This window comes from Alkanindiges hydrocarboniclasticus, assembly GCF_001982605.1.
Lineage (GTDB): Bacteria > Pseudomonadota > Gammaproteobacteria > Pseudomonadales > Moraxellaceae > Alkanindiges > Alkanindiges hydrocarboniclasticus.
In genome coordinates this window covers 24,095-44,009 of sequence record NZ_MLCN01000007.1, presented here as the reverse complement: position 1 = coordinate 44,009, position 19,915 = coordinate 24,095, and the positions used below count along the sequence as shown (strand labels likewise).

The 19,915-nt window shown below is 48.3% G+C and carries 19 protein-coding genes; 7 read left to right on the top strand and 12 right to left on the bottom strand.

The features are described 5' to 3' along the window. Positions 1-24 precede the first annotated feature (24 nt). On the bottom strand, positions 25-675 hold the full coding sequence (gene trhA, locus BKE30_RS02630) for a PAQR family membrane homeostasis protein TrhA (RefSeq protein WP_076877124.1): 651 nt from the start codon (positions 673-675) through the stop codon (positions 25-27). Positions 676-790: 115 nt separating this feature from the next. On the opposite strand from trhA, the gene BKE30_RS02625 reads away from it, so the two are divergent. Beyond that, on the top strand, positions 791-2,113 hold the full coding sequence (locus BKE30_RS02625) for a class I SAM-dependent methyltransferase (RefSeq protein WP_143253629.1): 1,323 nt from the start codon (positions 791-793) through the stop codon (positions 2,111-2,113). Positions 2,114-2,164: 51 nt separating this feature from the next. On the opposite strand, the gene BKE30_RS02620 is transcribed toward BKE30_RS02625, so the two are convergent. The 5 genes from BKE30_RS02620 to BKE30_RS02605 form a co-directional block, all read right to left on the bottom strand. Next, the gene (locus BKE30_RS02620; RefSeq protein ID WP_076877122.1) at positions 2,165-2,947 is read right to left on the bottom strand and encodes a hypothetical protein; all 783 of its coding nucleotides are present in this window, start codon (positions 2,945-2,947) and stop codon (positions 2,165-2,167) included. A 260-nt stretch (positions 2,948-3,207) separates the two neighbouring features. Then, the gene (locus BKE30_RS02615; RefSeq protein ID WP_076877121.1) at positions 3,208-3,624 is read right to left on the bottom strand and encodes a hypothetical protein; all 417 of its coding nucleotides are present in this window, start codon (positions 3,622-3,624) and stop codon (positions 3,208-3,210) included. A gap of 278 nt (positions 3,625-3,902) precedes the next feature. Next, positions 3,903-4,037, bottom strand: a complete 135-nt coding sequence (locus BKE30_RS16455; RefSeq protein ID WP_264754281.1) for a hypothetical protein — start codon at positions 4,035-4,037, stop codon at positions 3,903-3,905. A 138-nt stretch (positions 4,038-4,175) separates the two neighbouring features. After that, positions 4,176-6,311 carry a 3-hydroxyacyl-CoA dehydrogenase NAD-binding domain-containing protein gene (locus BKE30_RS02610; protein WP_076877120.1) on the bottom strand — a complete coding sequence of 712 codons (2,136 nt, stop codon included), beginning with the start codon at positions 6,309-6,311 and terminating at the stop codon, positions 4,176-4,178. Positions 6,312-6,334: 23 nt separating this feature from the next. Further along, the gene (locus BKE30_RS02605; RefSeq protein WP_076877204.1) at positions 6,335-7,540 is read right to left on the bottom strand and encodes an acetyl-CoA C-acetyltransferase; all 1,206 of its coding nucleotides are present in this window, start codon (positions 7,538-7,540) and stop codon (positions 6,335-6,337) included. Positions 7,541-7,865: 325 nt separating this feature from the next. Between BKE30_RS02605 and BKE30_RS02600 the strand changes: the two genes are divergently transcribed. Beyond that, complete coding sequence (locus BKE30_RS02600) at positions 7,866-9,542, top strand: putative bifunctional diguanylate cyclase/phosphodiesterase (RefSeq protein ID WP_076877119.1); 1,677 nt, start codon at positions 7,866-7,868, stop codon at positions 9,540-9,542. Positions 9,543-9,575: 33 nt separating this feature from the next. Here the strand turns inward: BKE30_RS02600 and BKE30_RS02595 are convergent, their stop codons facing one another. The 3 genes from BKE30_RS02595 to BKE30_RS02585 form a co-directional block, all read right to left on the bottom strand. After that, entirely contained in the window at positions 9,576-10,046 is a 471-nt protein-coding gene (locus tag BKE30_RS02595) for a YbjQ family protein (protein WP_076877118.1), read from the bottom strand. Positions 10,047-10,060: 14 nt separating this feature from the next. Further along, a complete protein-coding gene (locus BKE30_RS02590) occupies positions 10,061-10,405 on the bottom strand; it encodes a YbjQ family protein (protein WP_076877203.1) in 345 nt (114 codons plus the stop codon). 261 nt (positions 10,406-10,666) lie between these two features. Next, entirely contained in the window at positions 10,667-12,223 is a 1,557-nt protein-coding gene (locus tag BKE30_RS02585; RefSeq protein ID WP_076877117.1) for a glycerol-3-phosphate dehydrogenase/oxidase, read from the bottom strand. 618 nt (positions 12,224-12,841) lie between these two features. Here BKE30_RS02585 and BKE30_RS02580 point away from each other — a divergent pair. From BKE30_RS02580 to thpD, 5 genes are all read left to right on the top strand, one after another. Then, on the top strand, positions 12,842-13,285 hold the full coding sequence (locus tag BKE30_RS02580) for a MarR family winged helix-turn-helix transcriptional regulator (RefSeq protein ID WP_076877116.1): 444 nt from the start codon (positions 12,842-12,844) through the stop codon (positions 13,283-13,285). Positions 13,286-13,450: 165 nt separating this feature from the next. Then, entirely contained in the window at positions 13,451-14,095 is a 645-nt protein-coding gene (gene ectA, locus BKE30_RS02575; RefSeq protein ID WP_158073147.1) for a diaminobutyrate acetyltransferase, read from the top strand. Positions 14,096-14,241: 146 nt separating this feature from the next. Beyond that, positions 14,242-15,564 (top strand): diaminobutyrate--2-oxoglutarate transaminase, encoded by a 1,323-nt coding sequence (ectB, locus tag BKE30_RS02570; protein ID WP_076877114.1) that lies wholly within the window; start codon positions 14,242-14,244, stop codon positions 15,562-15,564. After that, a complete protein-coding gene (locus BKE30_RS02565; RefSeq protein ID WP_076877113.1) occupies positions 15,561-15,968 on the top strand; it encodes an ectoine synthase in 408 nt (135 codons plus the stop codon). Before ectB ends, BKE30_RS02565 begins: the two co-directional genes overlap by 4 nt. 66 nt (positions 15,969-16,034) lie before the next feature. Continuing rightward, positions 16,035-16,943 carry an ectoine hydroxylase gene (gene thpD / locus BKE30_RS02560; protein WP_076877112.1) on the top strand — a complete coding sequence of 303 codons (909 nt, stop codon included), beginning with the start codon at positions 16,035-16,037 and terminating at the stop codon, positions 16,941-16,943. Positions 16,944-17,031: 88 nt separating this feature from the next. On the opposite strand, the gene BKE30_RS02555 is transcribed toward thpD, so the two are convergent. From BKE30_RS02555 to BKE30_RS02545, 3 genes are all read right to left on the bottom strand, one after another. Then, positions 17,032-17,325 (bottom strand): FmdB family zinc ribbon protein, encoded by a 294-nt coding sequence (locus BKE30_RS02555; protein WP_076877111.1) that lies wholly within the window; start codon positions 17,323-17,325, stop codon positions 17,032-17,034. 113 nt (positions 17,326-17,438) lie between these two features. Next, the gene (gene fmdA, locus BKE30_RS02550) at positions 17,439-18,617 is read right to left on the bottom strand and encodes a formamidase (protein ID WP_076877202.1); all 1,179 of its coding nucleotides are present in this window, start codon (positions 18,615-18,617) and stop codon (positions 17,439-17,441) included. Between the two features lie 150 nt (positions 18,618-18,767). Then, complete coding sequence (locus BKE30_RS02545; RefSeq protein ID WP_076877110.1) at positions 18,768-19,850, bottom strand: AAA family ATPase; 1,083 nt, start codon at positions 19,848-19,850, stop codon at positions 18,768-18,770. Positions 19,851-19,915: the final 65 nt, after the last annotated feature.

The window sequence follows — 19,915 nt, the reverse complement described above, 5'->3', positions numbered from 1 at the left end:
AAAAATTAAACAGTGATGCATACTTTAAGGCAGTACATACGAATAAATGGCCCAGCAATGACAGGCGGCACCCATCAGCACAAACACGTGCCAGATGGCATGGGTATAGGGATACTTTTTGGCGGCATAGAAAATGGTTCCCAGCGTATAACTGACACCGCCAGCCACCAGCCAGAAAAATCCTGCTGGAGGTAGGGCATGATAAATATCCGGCAGGACAAAAAGCGCCAGCCAGCCCATAACCAGATAAGCTGTAAGTGAAATTTTGGGAAACTGGTGAATAAAAAACAGTTTAAAAATAATACCCAGTGCTGCCATGCCCCATAAAATCCATAACAGCAGGTCAGCCTTAAAGCCCTCAAGGCTGATCATTAAAAATGGGGTATAGGTGCCTGCAATCAGCAGGTAAATGGCACTATGATCAAGCTGCTTTAAAAAGGTACGCGCCTTGGGCGATTGAATACTGTGATACAAGGTTGAGGCCAGAAAAAGTACCACCATGCTGATGCTGTAAATGACCAGTCCGGCACTTTGGGCACCAGTGAGGGAGCCAAGGCCTTTTTTGAGTAAAAAAATACCGGCAAGTAAGGCCAGTACAGCACCCAGCGCGTGGGTCAGGGCATTGATGCGTTCTTCTTGACTATTGTAAGGCACCATGGGATTTGAAGAATTCATGTCATTTAAAACCTGTTTTGTACCACATTAACATAAATTTAAAGCCATTTTTAGCACGCATCAATGGGATGTTTTATCATATCTGTTTTCCGTTATTGTAAAACTGAGTATTGCCATGTCTGACCAGCCACAACATGTTTCGTCATCGGACAGCGTTCATCAGTTACAGCAGGTCATCCGCACTGCTTTTGTGGCTGAACAACTGGAAAAAATTATTTTAAGCAAATATAAGGGACATGAGACCGGGCTGGAAAAAATCCAGATTCGCTCAGTCAGTCTGAAAAACCAGCCCATGCTGAGCTTTGTATATCGTTACCAGACCCGCGACATTACCAAAAACTTTTTATTAAATGACGCACTGGCTGAAATCGCCCAGCAACTGAATGCTGGCTTTAAGCAAGTAAATGTTAAAGATGCCAGCCATGAATACCAACTAATGATTAGCAAAAAAGGCAAGCCGCTTTTATCACAGATGTTATTGCAACAGGCTGGTCGTTCTTCTTTTAATGGCCCGCCAGCTAGTCAGCAACAGGCGCTGACAACGGCCACCGCCTCAGCACTGCCCAATAGTGCTACCCAACAACATAACCGCACCAAACAGCGCTATGTGGAGCAATCGCGGCCATTCTTGCAGCAACTGGGAGTTACCGACCAGCAGGGCCAGATTATTCCAGCCATGTCACGCAAGTGGAAGCAAATTAACAAGTTTGTAGAAATTTTTGCCAATGCCGTAGCACAGGCTCAGCTCGGGCAGCAGGATGGTATTTCAGTGGTAGATTTTGGCTCAGGCAAGGGCTATCTCACTTTTGCCGTGCATGATTATATTGTGCAGCAATTGCATAAAACCGCAGAGGTCACTGGGGTAGAGCTACGTGATGAACTGGTGCAGTTTTGCAATAAAGTAACTCAGGCAGTCGACGCACAAGGCATCACATTTTATCAGGGTGATGTGCGTAGCTTTGATCCTGAGGCACAGCGCGCCGCAAAAAGTCGAGAGCCGCATTCGAGTGGAATTGATGTGATGATTGCCTTGCATGCCTGTGATATCGCCACCGATTATGCCCTGCATACTGGTATTCGCTTAAATGCGGCAGTAATCATGTGCGCGCCATGCTGCCATAAGGAAATTCGCCCACAACTTAAAATGCCAACGTTGTTGCAACCCATGCTGCAATATGGCGTGCATCTGGGGCAGCAGGCCGAAATGCTCACAGACAGTATGCGTGCCTTATTACTGGAAGCCCATGGTTACGACACCAAGGTTTTTGAGTTTGTTGCGCTGGAGCATACAAGCAAGAACAAAATGATTCTGGCGGTAAAAAAACCGCAGAATGCTAAAAAACAGGCCGAGGTGTTGCAGAAAGTACAAGAACTTAAGCAGTTTTATGGCATTGAACAGCAGAGTCTGGAAGAGTTGCTGGGCGTAAAGGACGATTAAATTAGATAATAAAAAGCACGCTGAGTTGAGCGTGCTTTTTAATGGAGGTAGTTAACGACCTAAATAGACTAACCCGCCATTTAATGTAATGGTTGAAGGCAACGGATTATCACTGGCATTGCTAGATGCGCTAGAGTTTATAAGAACAGTATTATTAAATTTTACACCAAATCCATTCGGCTCAACCTGAACGCCTTTACATGGTGAGTTTGCCTCACCGCACTGATAGTCAATTACAATTAAGCGGGTTAAGCTACTAGAAGTATAATCAGGTAATAGCGTATGGAGTTGAATAGACTTTAGTTTTTTATCTTGGATCGTTGCGGTAATGTCCTGACTTTCTATCGTGACGATATTGTGATTGATCACGCTCACGTTGAAGTCAGTAGGGATATTGCTGCGATTAAAATACGAGTTGTCTGAATACCAAGGGTTATTCTGATCTGCTGCGGGCAAGCTTGATGGTGTCGGTTGAAGCGTTAATACTTGTTTTGGCTTTAAAGCTTCCACTGAGGCACTAATCATAAGTGATGCTGGCTTAGGTTCATTACCAAAACCAAAAAAATTGAATAGAGTCGGTAGTAAGGTAAATTGACTGCCTGACTGTAAATCTGTAAACCTTAAATTTTGCGTATCGGCCGGTCGAGCAATTAAAAAGTATTTACTACTATCTATATACTGGCTGTAAAGACCATTATTATCCTTGCTAAAGGCCATATTAATATCATTGTCGGTTAAAACAGAAATACCTGTATTAAAAATTCTGGACCCAATAATCTGCTCCGGACTATTAACCGCAGCTATAATCTGATGGGTTTTTCCGTCTATGGTCACTGAGCCATGGCTTGTCTTTGGAATATCTTGTAGTGTCTGCGGCGCAATCGAGAGAGTGCCTTTAAGCTTTCCATTAAGTATTAATAAGTTATTAGATGAATTATTGGATTTTAGGACAGTCTGAGTAAAACTAATATCTGCCGTGCCAGTAGCAGGATCATAATAAACGGTTGAACCAGAGCATTGATCATTGAATCTAGAATCTTCCTGTCTACAACTAAAGGTTTGCTGAGTATTATCAGAATTTATATCGTTTTTAGTTAAGGTAAAAACGTTACTTTTTTTAGGAGCGGATTATATTGAATATCAAGGTTGAAAGTATTGCTATTTTCACCGAGCGCAAAGCGCATCATTTGATTTAATCGAGGATTTTGGATATCACCTTGATCTGTAGAGTTTTGCAGTGTATTGCCAAGCTCGGTAATGACACTGTAGGCAAGCACGCTGTCTTTTTCATTGGTTGATTTGCTTTGAATCTCATATTTCTTTGAGGCATTCGTAGATTTTTCCTCAACTATTAATGTGCTACTAAAGCTGGACTGAAAGGGCTGAGGCTTAATGTCGGGGTTTGTAGTTTCATTACTGGTATTGGTGCTGCTACTTCCACCACAAGCAGTCAACAGGATTACACTGCTACAAAGCGAGAGAGCAGTGAAATAGTTTTTGTAGGAATGCATAAAATCCTCGAATCAATTGTTCCTGTAAATTAGATAATCTCCTGATATCAGTAACTTTATAGTTCTTTTTTAGGTGACAATTCTTAAGTCAATTGTGCAAAAGATAAGTAGTAGACAAGACAGCAGGATCTAACTGCTATAGTAACCAAAGACAGCAATAAATAGTTTGGCATATGGGCATATTTGTCTATCAACCCATCGTACTAAAAATTAGAAAACTTGATTAATTATTTATGTTTAAGCAAGGATTACCACAAGCTAGAATAAATTAATAACCATTAATGCGTTGAGAAATATAAAAAGCTCATAAAAATCAGCGCGAAAATAGCCCCAACTGAAATAATAAAATACACTGCCTTCATAGGTAGCTCTTCTTCTTGGCGCGAGGGCTGTTTAAGCGGTTGCTGTGACATGACGTTACCTCATGGGTTTATGTGATATGGAGTATAGGTTTTTCATGGCTGATAAAACAGCATCAGTTGTGCTTAAAAAAAGCAGTGCAGAAAAAAGGCGCACGAGGCGCCTTTTTCCGTAAGCTGCCGGATGAGCTATTACTGGAACAGTTCACCTTTTTGTGCTTTGTCACGTAGCAGTTGCGGAACAGCAAAGCGCTCGCCATATTTGGCCTCAAGTTGCTGAGCACGCTGTACGGCTTTGTCCAGACCATATTGGTTGAGGAACTGAATCGCTCCCCCAGTCCAAGGTGCAAAGCCAATGCCAAAGATGGAGCCAATATTGGCATCAACCACCGACTCCAGCACCCCTTCCTGCATACAGCGCACAGTGTCCAGCGCTTGCACAAACAGGATGCGGTCAATCATTTCCTGCTCGTTAATGTCATTGGTTTTTTGCCATTTGGACAGGCCATCCCACAGATGCTTCTTGCCACCCTGTGGGTATTCATAAAAACCGGCACCTGCTGCTTTACCCTTGCGGTTTTCAGAATGAATCATCCACTCAACCAGCCCTTCCACTGGTGATTCCGGCAGGTTTTGACCTTCGGCTTGCAGCGCTTTGCGGGTTTCCTTGGTGATGTGTTCAGTCAAGCTTAAGCTGACTTCATCCTGAATAGCCAGTGGGCCAACCGGCATACCGGCTTTGAGCGCTGCCATTTCAACTTTGGCTGGGTGTACGCCTTCAGTCACCAGACGCATGCCTTCCTGAATAAAGGTACCAAACACACGGCTGGTAAAGAAGCCACGGCTGTCGTTTACTACAATCGGGGTTTTGGCAATTTGCTGTACAAAGTCGTAGGCACGCGCCAGTGTTTCAGCGCTGGTGTTTTTACCCTTGATGATTTCAACCAGTTGCATCTTGTCAACCGGGCTAAAGAAGTGCAGACCAATAAAGTGGCTTTCATCACGGCTGGCTTTGGCAAGTTCGCTAATCGGCAAGGTGGAGGTGTTGGAGGCAAAAATACCACCTTCAACCAGATGCTTTTCGGCTTCCTGAGTCACTGTTGCTTTAAGCTCCTGATTTTCGAACACCGCTTCAATAATCAGGTCACAACCGGCAAGGTCGTTATAGTCAGCAGAGGCGGTGATCAGGCTAAGAATCTGGTCTTTTTTCTCAGCAGTCATGCGGCCACGGGAAACGCGTTTTTCCAGCAATTTCTGGCTGTAGCTTTTGCCTTTGTCTGCCGCTTCCTGTGATACATCTTTGAGCACCACCTGAATGCCCTTAATCGCACATGAATAGGCAATACCGCTGCCCATCATGCCAGCACCCAGTACCGCCACTTTCTTGGCTTGCCACGGTGCAATACCCTGTGGACGGCTTCCGCCAGCCTTGATCGAGTTCAGGCCAAACCAGAAAGTACCAATCATGTTCTTGGCCACTTGTCCGGTGGTGAGCTTGTTGAAATAACGGGTTTCAATGCGTAGTGCGGTATCGACATCCACCTGAGCGCCTTCAACTGCTGCACTCATAATGGCTTCTGGCGCAGGGTAGCAACCCTTGGTTTTGTCACGCAGCATGGCAGGTGCAATGGCCAGTACCTGAGCCACGGCTGGCGTGCGTGGATCGCCACCGGGAATCTTGTAGCCTTTGACATCAAAAGGCTGCTGGGACTTGGGGTTGGCTTTAATCCAAGCGCGGGCTTTGTCCAGCACCTCATCCATGCTGTCGGCGGTATCGTGCACTAACCCTAAAGAAACCGCAGTTTTCACATCAAACTGCTTGCCTTCCATTAGGTACGGAAATGCATTTTGCAGGCCCAGAAAACGAACCATGCGAACAATGCCACCGCCACCCGGCAGCAAGCCCAAGGTCACTTCTGGCAGGCCAAATTTGGTTTTTGGGTCATTTAAGGCAATCCTGCGATGGGTGGCCAGTGCAATTTCCCAGCCACCGCCCAGTGCCGTGCCATTTAACGCAGCAACCACAGGCTTGCCTAGCGTTTCAATGGTACGCATGTGGGCCTTAAGCTCCTGAATCTGCTGAAAGAATTCAGTGGCATTTTCATGTTTAACCTGAATCAGCTCATTTAAGTCACCACCTGCGAAAAAGGTTTTTTTAGCAGAAGCGATGATGACCCCTGCCAGATCAGTTTCTGCTTTTAATTTGGTGGCCACGTCTTTTAGGCTGTCACGAAACTCGGCATTCATGGTGTTGGCAGACTGGCCGCTTGAATCGAGTGTTAAGGTAACAATGTTATCCTGATCTTTCTGGTACTTGATAGCGCTCATTATTTTACTCCTTAACCTGTTCCCTAAACCCGCTCAATAATGGTAGCAATACCCATACCGCCGCCCACACACAACGTGGCCAAACCGCGTTTTTTGTCCTGACGTTCCAGTTCATCCAGCAAGGTGCCCAGAATCATCGCACCGGTTGCGCCCAGTGGGTGACCCATGGCAATCGCGCCGCCATTCACATTAACTTTTTCTGCTGGCACGTTCAGTTCATTGATAAAACGCATGACAACCGCCGCAAAGGCTTCATTCACTTCAAACAAATCAATGTCATCAATGGTTAAACCGGCTTTTTCCAGTGCCTTTCGTGCAGCCGGGGCAGGGCCAGTCAGCATGATGGTAGGATCAGTACCCACCAGTGCCGTGGCAATAATCTTGGCACGTGGCTTGAGGTTGTATTCCTTGGCCGCTTTTTCGGAGCCAATCAGAACCAGTGCAGCACCGTCCACAATCCCGGATGAGTTACCAGCATGATGCACATGGTTTACTTTTTGCGCTTCGGGATATTTTTGCAGGGCAACGGCATCAAAACCCATATTGCCCATCATTTCAAAGCTGGGGCTTAAGCGTTGCAGGCTTTCTGCTGTGGTGCCTTCACGGATAAATTCATCCTTGTCCAGAATGGTCACGCCAGCACCGTCTTTCACAGCAACGATAGACTTGTCAAAATAACCTGCTTTTTGGGCAGCGGCTGCCTTGGCTTGCGAGTTGGCTGCAAATTCATCCACGTCGCCACGGGTGTAGCCATCCAGTGTGGCAATCAGGTCAGCACCAACGCCCTGTGGTACAAAACCGGCTTTCAGGTTGGTTTCCGGATCCAGTGCCCAAGGGCCGCCATCCGAACCCATCGCAATACGCGACATGGATTCAACACCACCCGCCACCACCAAGTCTTCCCAGCCGGAACGTACTTTCATGGCGGCAAGGTTAACGGCTTCTAAACCAGAGGCACAAAAACGGTTGATTTGTACACCAGATACATTGTCAGACCAGCCCGCAGCAATGGCCGCAGTTTTGGCAATGTCGCCGCCCTGGTCGGCAATTGGCGTTACACAGCCCAGTACCACATCTTCAACTTTGCTGGTGTCCAGATTGTTGCGTTGTTCCAGCGCATGCATCAGGGTCGTCAGCAGGGTAATCGGCTTGACTTCATGCAGGCTGCCGTCTTTTTTTCCTTTACCACGAGGGGTGCGAATGGCATCAAAAATGTAGGCTTCGCTCATTGCCATGTCCTTAATCAGTGATTTAACAATGGCAATGAGTGTAGTAGGTTGTGCTAATTGGGCAATGACAAGAAGTGCCAATTATTCTGGCGAGAATGGTTAGCATTAAACCTGCCAGCAATGCAGGTATTCATATCTTTGACACAAAAATTAGCAAAACAGTTGTAGTAGAACGACTTGTATAAATTTACTGGAAAGCGTATAAAATTTAGAAACTTAAATTTGATAAATAGCTGATCGTTTAAAAAAATGCATTTAGAGTAAAGATTAGGCCGTAGTCACATACAGGCACGCACGATCAGGCCAAAAGTCTAGGGAAGGGCGCATGAAAAAGGGAATATTTCTGATCTGGATTGACGAACACCGGCAGATGGTGGAAAGAGTCACGTTACCTTTAATTATTGTGCTAATGATTGGTATTACTTTTCTTTTTAGCAATACGGGTGGCGTTAAGCTGGGCTATTCGCATGCCATGTATATTCCGGTGTTGCTGGCTGGCTTTGTATTTGGTTTTCGGGGAGGCGTCCTGACAGGTCTGGTTGCCGGTTTTATGCTTGGGCCATTCATGCCGCATGAGCTTATTGGCGGCAATGCCCATAGTGCCGGTAACTGGCTGTTCCGGCTGAGTGTATTTACCCTGATTGGCTTTTTGGCAGGCCTGACCAGTGATAGTGCCCGATCTTATCAGCGGCGTTTAAAATGGCTACTACAGCACAACACGCTCACCAATTTGCCCAACCGGCATGCGCTGATTAAAACACTGGAACAATATGATATCACGGGCGATGAGGCACGTACCTTTTTGCTGGTAGTGGTGTGCTGCGAAAATGAAATAGAGCTAAAATCGGCCTTTGGTTCCAGCGTGGTAGAACAAACCATTTTGCAGCTTGCGGATCGCTTTTCCAGGCTATGCACCGAGGTAAAGATTTTTCATACTGACCTGGGCCAGATTTCCCTGCTGTTCCGGGTGAGCTATGGCGAAGTTGATCCCTTACTGGCGAACTTGCTGGAAGATTCACGCGAACCCGTTGAATACAACAGCGTGAAGATTCATATTGATACTCGTATTGGCTATTTTATTTTTAGCCAGCCTGAGGAATTGCCTGAGGACTGTATCAACATGGCAGAGGCTGCATTGATTGTGGCCAAGCAAACCTCACGCAATATGGTGGCCTATAACCCGGCCATCAAGATGGCCACTGAAGAAAACATCAGCCTGCTGGGCCAGCTCAAACATGCCTTGAAAATGGGTCAACTGGCGCTGCATTACCAGCCCAAAGTAGAAATTGATACCGGTAAAATTTATGGGGCAGAGGCACTGATTCGCTGGGAACACCCGAGCCGTGGCATGATTCCGCCCGTCAAGTTTATACCGCGTGCCGAGCAAAGTACCTTGATTGATGTAATTACCGAATTTGTGCTGGAGGAGGCCATCCGGCAACTGTCCGTATGGCAAAAATCCGGGATTGATGTGTCTATTTCAGTCAATATCTCAACCCGAAACCTGCTACAGCCGGGTTTTACCGATCTGGTGGTGCGGTTATTGAACCAGTATGATTTGTCGGGTGAACTGCTGGAGCTGGAAATTACCGAAGGCTCGTTGATGGTGGATGTAGAGCACACGATTGATGAGCTTAAGCGCTTGACCAGACTCAACATTGTGATTTCCATTGATGACTTTGGCACGGGCTATTCATCGCTGCAATACCTGCATCAGTTGCCCATTTCTGTGCTTAAGATTGACCAGTCATTTGTGCGCCGCCTGCCGGAAGATCAAGGTGCTGTTTATATTATGGAAGCAGCAGTGGTGCTGGCCCATAATCTGGGCTTAAAGGCCATTGCTGAAGGCGTAGAAAACAAGCAAATTTACCAGTTTCTGGCCACACTGGGCTGTGACATGGCGCAAGGTTATCTGATCGCCAAGCCATTGCCCCCTGAAAAATTTGTAGAATGGTATGGGCAATATGCAGGTATTTATCATCATTCCGACAGCATATCTTAACTGTTGAATCTCAAAATAATTCAATCCTATACTTTAAGGAACCGGCGGCCATGGCGCTGCCTGTGGTTTCTGGCTAGAAACAATGGCTGTGCCATAAGCCAGTACTTCTACCATGCCACCGTTTTCGCCAATTTCAGTGGTGACCAGCCGTAAAGCCAGAATTTCTACTGCACCCACTTTTTGTGCCTGCTGCTTGAGCCTTACAATGGCTTCACGCCGGGCACGATCCAGCAGGCTTTCATAGGTGGTGAGCCGGCCACCAAAAAAATTGTGAATCTGCGACCAGACCCATTTAAAGTAATCATGTGAAATAACGACATTGGCGGTAATTAACTGGCCGGGCTGTTGTCGCGTTTCAAAACGGCGACTGCCTAGCCGGATATGGCTTAGGGCTGCTTCGGCCACCAGTAGTTCCTGCAGGTGCTTGTGTTCAGCACGGCGGCCAAAATACCAGCCAATGCAAAACAGGCAAACAAAGATAACCAGCTTGATTAAAAATTCCATGCGGTAATCTGCTATTAAATACTTGGAAATGGCGGCATATGTTCAGGTTCGGCAATCACTGCGGTGCCATACACAAACAGCTCGGCTGCACCCTGTGCAATGCTGGAGGTAGAAAAACGAATGCCCACAATGGCATTGGCACCCAGCAGGCGCGCTTTTTCTGTCATGCGGCTAATGGCTTCCTGCCGTGATTCTTCCAGCAATTCGGTATAGGCAGTCAGCTCTCCACCCACAATATTTTTAAGGCCAGCCAGAATATCGCGGCCTGCATGTTTGCTGCGTACCGTACTGCCATAGACCACATCCAGTTGCTTGACAATACGATGGCCGGGCAAACTTTCCAGATTACTTAATTGCAGATTTGAGTGCGGATTTGAGTGCATAATAGGGTACAGCTGATGACTAAAAGGATAATCGCAGTGTGCCAAAAAACAGACAAGCTGCAAAGCACAAATCATGGGTTGGGATTTTATGAGCTCGCTTGAGGCTAAAACTGTTTACGCTAAAATCCCATCGTTCATCAGCTGCTTTCATGAGTACATGATCTGCTCAGGCAATGCCAAAATGTGCTCACCGTAGTTGTTTTTAGGTAAGCGCCAGAAGGGTAGTGCCAGCAATCGTCATAAAGAGCTTAGGCCTGCAATGGCTTGCGGGGCAATAAATGCTTGTGCCTCGGCAGGCTGTGGCTGGTAGTAGCGCTGGCAAATGGCCTGATAGCGGCTGACTTCCTGCTGCCACTGCTGTTCATTCCAGTGTAACAACTCCTGACACAACGGCTTGAGCTGCGCCAGCAGACTAGTTCCTGCATTGGGCAGCAAATTGCCTGCACGTAAGCGCCGGAGCATTAGGTCATCCAGATGCTGAACCATTTCATGCTGTAAAATCCAGCGCACCTGTTGGTCCAGTTCCAGCCCCGAGGCAATGCCTGCCAGAGGCTGGTCCAGCGTTTTTGGCGTTTGTAGCGAATGATTAAAACAGCGTCCTGTTTTGCCTTTTAATAAGGACTTATGGGTGGCTGCATCAATAATGCCAGCGGTTGCCAAGGCATCAAGGGCGATTTGCCGGAAGGTGGTGAGCTTGCCACCAGAGACGGAAACAATGCCATTGGATTGCCAGACCAGATGGGTACGTCGTTCCTTGGAGGGGTCGCGTCCTGCACCTGAGGCAATAATGGGCCTTACCCCGGCCATGGTGGAATGAATATCCCGGCGCTCAAGGTTTACACCCGGAAACTCATGATTCACCAGCTTGAGCAGGTAATCGACTTCCTGTTCGGTGCAAAAGGCTTCTTCATGAATATCAAAGCGATGATCCAGATCAGTGGTACCAACACAGGTTTCGCCTTTCCACGGATATACAAATACATAGCGCTTGTCATCCGGATGCAGCAGGGTCAGGCAGCTATCAATAGGCAGGCGATCTCTGGCAATAAACAGGTGACTGCCGCGTTGCGGACGAATGCGTGGTGCTGTACTGGATAACTGGTCAGCCCATAGACCCGTAGCATTAAATACGTGTTGAGCCGTAATCCGACAAGTTTGCTGGGCATGGTTTGGGTGCGTGGTATTACTCACCTGTAGCTGCATTTGTCCGTCTTGCTGCTGTTCAATGCCGGTCACCTTGCTGTAGTTACGCGCTGTGCCGCCTTCAAGGCAGCCTTCCTGAAGCACACGAATAACCAGACGGCTGTCATCGGTGAGGGCATCGGTGTAGCGTAAGGCGCCCTTGAGTTGCTGGCCATTTAAGGCGGGAAACAGGCTTTGGACTGCATCGGCTTCCAGCCATTCATGGTCTTTGATACTGGCCAGCGCATCATAGGCAATCATCACCATTTGCATGGACAGGCGGCCCGGAAACTGCCCTTTGCGGATGGGGAAAAAATACGACATGCGTACTACCAGATCCGGCAATTCCTTTAGCAGGCGTTCGCGTTCCTGTAGTGAATGATGGGTGAGCGGAATATCGCCCTGTGCAATATAGCGCAAGCCGCCATGCACCATTTTGGAAGACCGGCTTGAGGTGCCCCATGAAAAATCCTGTTGTTCCAGCAGCAGTACTTTTAATCCGCGCCGGGCGCTTTCCAGAAAGATACCTGCCCCGGTAATGCCACCGCCAATTACCACCACATCCCAGTGGGTATCGACAAGCGCCTGCAAGTTGACCTGTTGCCCAAGCATTTACTATTTCCTTTATATCTTTATGATTATGCTCAGGGCTTTATATCAATTACCCTGAAAGAATCCCTGTGTCAGTCCGTAGGGTATGGCCTGCTATTATGACCACAAACCACCGTGCAATTTTGACAATAGATACCCTGTATTGACCAAATATGCCAGAAAAACCTGTCAATTAGGCCAATTTTTGTAACTGTAAGGTTATTGCGTCCTATGCTATTTCTCCTAGTTTTGCCAAAAATTTACACAAAAAAACATTAGAAAATAGTCTCTTGATTTTTAAGGACTTTATTAGGGATAAACTTTTGTAATTAGTTTCAAATCAAACTAATCTTATTGAACTAATTTGATATGTAATTAATGCCTGTCTATACTTTGGCAACTTCAATGGGGTCAGGATGAGTACACAGGCAAACTGGCTTTGATGCAGTTTTATGGATTTTATCCTGCATCATGCAATTGATTTTAAGACAAATATTTTGTGGATATGGGCGAGTAGTCACTGGCGATAGCCTTGCGATTTCAGGGTGAGCCATTTGGTAGAGATACACTGAAACCAGAGGACAGCCACGGGCAATCGGCGTAAAATGATGAGGTTCTCTTTTTTCTGTATTGCCCAAAATGAATGATGCTGTCCGCATTTTACAAAGTGTACGCCGGATTGAGCAGTGTGTTGAGCTGTATTCAAAACGGCTGGTACAGCTTTATCAGGTGACTACGCCGCAACTGGTGGCCTTGCTAACGATTGCCGAGATGGGCGCTTGCACCCAGTCAGCCATTGGCAAGGCTATTTATTTGAGTCCCAGTACGGTGGTAGGTATTGTTGACCGGCTTGAGGAAAAAGGGCTGGTACAGCGTGCCCGTGCCACTCAGGACCGGCGTCAGGTGTATGTGCATTTGACTGACAAGGGCCGTGAGCTGCTGTCGCTGTCGCCGTCTGCTTTGCCGGAAGGGTTTTCGCTGGCGCTGCAAATGCTGTCAGCCGAGGAGCGCGCTACCCTGATGGTGACACTGGAGCGCTTTACCGAGTTACTGGAAGCCAAGGTGCCCACACCGGGTATTTAGCATCCGGTAGGCCGTAAACCTATCGGTCACGCCAGTTTTTACCACGCTGCGCATTTGTTTTATTGTTTGTTATAGACCTTGTTTGCCTGACATTCCTGATTCCACTTTATATCCATCCATGGTGCTGCCAATGTGGTTGCGGCCATGCCAAGACAAGGAAATAGAGTGGAAACATCAGTCTCTACATTGCCGTCCAGTGCGGCACGCCAGCATGACACGTGCGGCATAGCGTCTGGACAGCATGATCCGGCGCCACAGCCGGAACCAGCCACTGTACAGATCCGCCCGCTAAAACGGGAAGATGCCCGTGCCCTGCATGCGCTGGTTTGTGCCTGTCCGCCGCTGGATGTCAATTCGTTGTATGCCTATGCCTTACTGGCCTTGCATCATACCTCCACCTGTTTTGTGGCTGTCCGCGATGGACAGTTATGCGGAGCGGTGACCGGCTATGTAAAACCATCCCAGCCGGACACTTATTTTTTGTGGCAAATTGCCATTGCACCCAATCAGCAGGGCAGCGGCCTTGGTTCAGCCTTACTGGACCATGTGGCCCGCTATTGCCTGCAACAGCAGAACCTGCAATTTCTGGAAACTACTATTTCCCCCGGTAATGCGGCATCGCAGCGCTTGTTTGGTCGGTTTGCCCAGCGCCATCAGGTGGCCTGCCAGCAACGGCCGCTATTGTCCAGTGAAGAATTACAGGCTGTGGTCCTGCCAGAAACCAGCTTGCCAGAACAGGGCTTGCCACCACAGGAACTATGCCCACCCGCACATGAAGCCGAGGATTTGTATCGCATTGGCCCATGGTAACGGCTATGGAAGAGCAGCGATACAACAGTCATGGCAACGGCCTGCTGAAACGCCATTTTTCAATAGCAGAAATGCTGTGAGTTAAAGCAGTGAGCTGTATGTGTCATCTTAACCAAATTTTTAAAAAAACCTGATGGAGTAACTGTATGAATATTTTTAATCGCCTTGAGTCCGAAGTGCGGGGCTATGTACGTTCGTTTCCCACGGTATTTTGTTCTGCCAAAAATGCCCTGCTGGTCAATGAAGCTGGCCAGCACTATATTGATTTTCTGGCTGGTGCCGGTTCACTGAACTATGGCCATAATCACCCGATCCTGAAAAAAAGCGTGATTGAATACATGCTCGATGATGGCGTGGTGCATGGGCTGGACATGGCCACGCTAGCCAAAAAAGAATTTATGCAGGCTTTTGAGCAGCATATTTTAAAGCCGCGCCAACTGAATTATAAAATCCAGTTTACTGGCCCAACCGGCACCAATGCGGTTGAAGCCGCCCTTAAGCTGGCGCGTAATAATACCGGCCGCAACAATGTGATTGCATTTACCAATGGCTTTCATGGGGTCAGTCTGGGTTCGCTAGCGTTAACTGGCAATCAGAAGTTCCGTGAAGCAGCCGGGGTGAACCTGTCCGATGTTCACCATGCTGCCTATGCTGGTTATTTTGGTGAAGACGTGGACACCATTGCCATGCTGGAAAAACTGCTGGCTGACCGCAGTAGCGGCGTCGACTTGCCAGCCGCTATTATTGTGGAGTGTGTACAGGGCGAAGGTGGCTTGAATACCGCCAGCCTGAACTGGCTCAAGCGCCTGTCTGCCTTGTGTGAACGTTTTGAAATCCTGCTGATTGTGGATGACATTCAGGCCGGCTGTGGCCGTACGGGCACATTTTTTAGCTTTGAGCGGGCTGGCATTAAGCCGGATATTGTGACGCTGTCCAAGTCATTGTCCGGTTTTGGCCTGCCCATGTCGCTGGTACTGATGAAACCAGAACTCGATATCTGGAAACCGGGCCAGCACAATGGCACCTTCCGGGGCAATAATCTGGCTTTTGTGACTGCGACCTCGGCCATTCATCACTTCTGGAAAGATGATTGCTTTGCGCAACAGATTGCCCAAAAAGCCGAACTGGTTAAAAAGCACTTGCTGGATATGGTGGCGCAGTATCCACAGGCTGGCCTGAAACAGCGTGGCCGTGGCCTGATGCAGGGGCTGGTCTTTACCAATCCGGCATGGGCCGATGAAGTAACCAGCAAGGCGTTTGAGCTGGGCCTGATTATTGAAACCTCAGGCAGTCAGGGTGAAGTAGTCAAGCTGCTACCACCGCTAACTATTGAAGTGGAACAACTGGAAAAAGGACTGGGCCTGCTGTCAAAAGCCATTGCCAGCGTGGTGCAACAGCATGAACAAACCGCAGAACTGCCATTAACCCCTAAAAATCCCAAAGCTGCATTACAGGAGGCCCGGGCATGATCGTTTGTCGTTTACAGGATATTTTAAATACATCACGTGATGTGCAAACTGAAACCTGGGCCAGCCGCCGCCTGTTGCTGGAAGAAGATGGCATGGGTTTTTCCATGCATGAAACCACCATTTTTGCGGGCACCCAAACCCATATCTGGTACAAGAACCATCTGGAAGCCGTATATTGCGTCGCCGGTGAGGGCGAGGTAGAGCTCATTGAAACCGGAGAGGTTTTTAAAATTGTACCCGGCACACTGTATGCCTTAAACAAGCACGATAATCATTATTTGCGGGCAACTACGGCTGACCTCAAGCTGGTCTGTACTTTTAATCCGCCCTTGGTGGGTACTGAAGTGCATGATGAAGAGGGTGTGTATGCCACACCGGAACAAATGCGTGCGGCACAGGTTTAAGCCTGTGTCCAGCGCCGTGATTTATCTATTCATCAGCCCCAACCAACCATCAGGAGCTACGGTTTTATGCAACTGAATAATCCTTATTTAACCCGCACCAGTAGCAGCGCGGCCATTGTCGCCCGGCAGGACCCGGTGGTATATGCCGAGCCACCCGTGCAGCAATTGAGTGAGCGACAAAGGCAAAGTTACCAGAATCAGGGGTTTTTGCAGATTGATAACCTGTTTAACAGCGATGAAGTGAGCCTGTTGCTGAATCACTTGCAGGACATGCGCCACGACTATGCGCAGCAAAGCCGCCCCGAAGCCATTACCGAGCGCAGCAGCCAGCAAGTGCGTTCCATTTTTAATGTTCACCGCCTCAATGAGATTTTTGCCAGTCTGGTACGTGATGAACGGGTGCTGAATGTGGCACGTGAACTGCTGGGCAGCGAAGTGTATGTGCATCAGTCGCGCATTAATTACAAGCCCGGCCTGCATGGCAAGGAATTTTACTGGCACTCGGATTTTGAAACCTGGCACAGTGAAGATGGCATGCCCAGTATGCGTGCGCTGAGCTGTTCCATTTTGCTGACTGATAATGATGAGCATAATGGCCCGTTACTGGTCATTCCCGGTTCACACCAGCATTATGTGTCCTGTCAGGGTGAAACACCGGATGAACACTATAAAAAGTCGCTCAAAAAACAGGAATATGGTGTGCCTGATGCCATGCTGTTGCAGTATCTGGCGGATATTGGCGGCATTCACTCCTGTACCGGCAAGGCCGGCAGCGTGATTTTCTTTGACTGTAACCTGATGCATGGGTCAAACAGCAACATTACCCCGTATTCACGCAGTAATGCATTTTTTGTGTATAACAGCATCCATAACCAGTTGCAGCAACCGCTGGCGGGCTTAACACCGCGCCCGGAATTTGTGGCCACGCGGGAGGGTATTGCGCCATTACAGCCGGGTCGGTTGATAGCGGGCTAAGCTAGAGTTGGTGGAATATTTGGCTAAAACAGCAACTTAACCGTGGTATTGCTTGGCACCATACCTTGGCATAAAGCGCAGTAAAGGGTTAAAGCCCGCACACGCTGCAATTCATGCCTTTGCAGTTATGCAGCACGGAATTACGTGCTGCATTTTTATCCGTGCCCGGCCCAGTAATGCCTTTACCCGCCAGTTGTTCGGCTTTGCTTTGCGGCTGCCATTTGTAGTTGGTTTTAAGTTGTACATGCGCGGTGAGCATCGGTTTGGCGGGCGTATCTTGCTGGCAATATTCACAGGGAATGTCAGTTGAAATAGCAGCAATCGCAAGCCGTTTTTCAAAAATGCCGTCACAATGCTGGCAGCGAATATCATATAAAGGCATGGCAAAATTCCTTAATTCAAATTGATCTGTCTAACCTCCCTGATTCATTAAGAGAGGTTGGGCAAAGCGGACGGTGTTCTAGGGCAGTATTCTCGGACAGTATTCTGCTGTTTCTAGCGCTCGTGTCCCCAGAATTTTTTATCGTTAAGCATGCCTTTGGGCAAAATATCCTGCTCAAAAATACCTGTCGGTAAGGACACCGTACAGGCACAGTTGGGAATATCCACAATGCCACCAATGCGGCCTTCAACCGGAGCGGCAGTAAGCAACATGTAGGCCTGACTACCCGTAAAACCAAAGTTTTCCAAGTATTTGATGGCTTTTAGGCAGGCCTGACGGTAAGCCACGCTGGCATCCAGATAATAGTTCACGCCATTTTCAACACTGATGCCTTCAAAGGTCAGCCATTCGTCATAGTTGGGTTTGACTGGACTGGGAATAAAAATCGGTGCGTCGATGTTGTACTTGGCCATGCCGCCCTTGATCAGGTCAAAGCCTACGCGGGTCACGCCGTCCATTTCAATTGCGCCGCAAAAGCCAATTTCGCCATCGCCTTGTGAAAAGTGCAAATCGCCCATCGAAAAGCCCGCACCATCCACATACACCGGAAAGAAAATCCGCGAACCGGCTGATAAATCCTTAATGTCGGTATTGCCGCCGTGCTCCCGTGGCGGTACGGTGCGTGCTGCTTCTGCCGCCATACGGTCAAACTCGGCACCTTTTAGCCCACGCAATACGGCAGTCCGTGGATCAGGCGGGTTGGCCTGACCTTTGGGCACCAGCAACCCTTCACGGCGGTTCCATTCCTTAAGCAAATCCATGGACGGCAGGCAGCCCATTAAGCCCGGATGGGTGAGACCCGCAATGCGTACACCCGGAATGTGTCGCGAAGTAGCGTACAAGCCTTTTAAATCCCAAATGGCTTTGTCGGCATCCGGAAAATAATCGGCCAGAAAACCACCGCCGTTTTCTTTGGCAAATACGCCAGAAAATCCAATCGGGGTCACGGGTTTAATATCCAGCAAATCAATCACCAGCAAATCACCGGCTTCTGCGCCTTCGACATAAAACGGGCCAGTTAAGGGATGGGCGCGGGTTAAATCCACATTGATAATATCGTCGACCGAGTCCGTATCCTGAATTTGCGCATCCAGAAAATCCAGACTTTCCAGCAGGATTTCTTCACCCGGTTTAACAGTGGTCAAAAATGGAATGTCCGGATGCCAGCGGTTGTGCCCCAGTTCGGCTTGCTCTGCTAGCGGTACCCCAGGTTTAATTTTGATGTGTTGCATAGTAAAGACCTCACTAAGTACATGGATTGGATCGGTGTGCGGTGTTGCGGCTTGCATTTACGATCAGGTTGCCAAGGCTTTGGCGGTAAAAAGGTTTAAATAAATGGTCAAGTTAAAAATTTAGAGACGACGCAATCAGGTCAATTCATCTTATGAATCAACCGGATGTGCCATCACGGATAGCTGCCGATTTTTGACACATAGATGCAGTTGCTGTTGTTCGGGATGCTCAAGGATAAAACGCGCCAGTACCGGTTCCAGTTGGGTGCGAAATTTGCGCGCCAGATCACGCGCTCCAAAGCGCACGCGATGCTGACGGCTCAGCAATGCCCGCGTGCTGGCATCAAGGCTGACCTGCCGACCCTGTTTGCGCAGGCGGCTATTGAGTTTGTCCAGTTCGATATCAATCAGGGCATCCAGCCAATGCTGGTCAACTGGCTGATAATGCAAAATGCGGTCAATCCGGTTTAAAAATTCAGGATCAAATTGCTGATGCAGTGCGTTTTCAACTTGGTGTTTGGGTGACTTGCCCCATTGTTCAGCTAGGCGTTCACACAGGCGTTGTGCTGGTTTGGGCAGTCTGGAAAAATAGTTCAGCGCGCTTTGTGCCTGACGTGCGCCGACGTTACTGGTCATGAAAATCAGGCTGTTTTTAAAATCAATGGTTTTGCTGCCAGACGACAAGGTCAGCGTGCCGCTATCCAGTACGTTCAGCAGGCTACGAATCACCTCTGTGCTGGCTTTTTCCAACTCATCAAACAGCACAATGCCGGGTTTGCTAAAACTGCCCTGTATCGCCTCAATATCAAACAGCGTGGTGCCTTCCTTGCTACCGACATAACCCGGAGGCGCCCCAGTCAGCGCGGCGGCATAGTGTTCCTGCGCCAGCGTATTCATATCAATACGGCAAAATGCATCGGGCCGACCATAAATTGCCTCACTAATCAGCCGTACAGTTTCGGTTTTGCCCACGCCAGTTGAACCCAGCATTAGCGTGACCGATAACGGGCGCTCGAGGCTGGAAAAATCAGCCTTGACCACATTGAGCATGTTTTCAATTTCGCCCAGTGCGGCTTCTTGTCCAATAATGCGTGCGCGCAAATGCTGCATCACCACTTTTGGTTCAAACACAAAACGTGAGGTGCTCAAACGCTGTTGGCTGGCGGCTTGCGCATAATTCTGCTGCGCATTAACCTCGCGGTTTTGTTCCAGCACATCATTGATAAATGGCATTGCGTTCACCTTGATTCTTTGACCGTCTTGTGTGGCGCTTTCCGGTTACTCTTTTCCGTCACTCT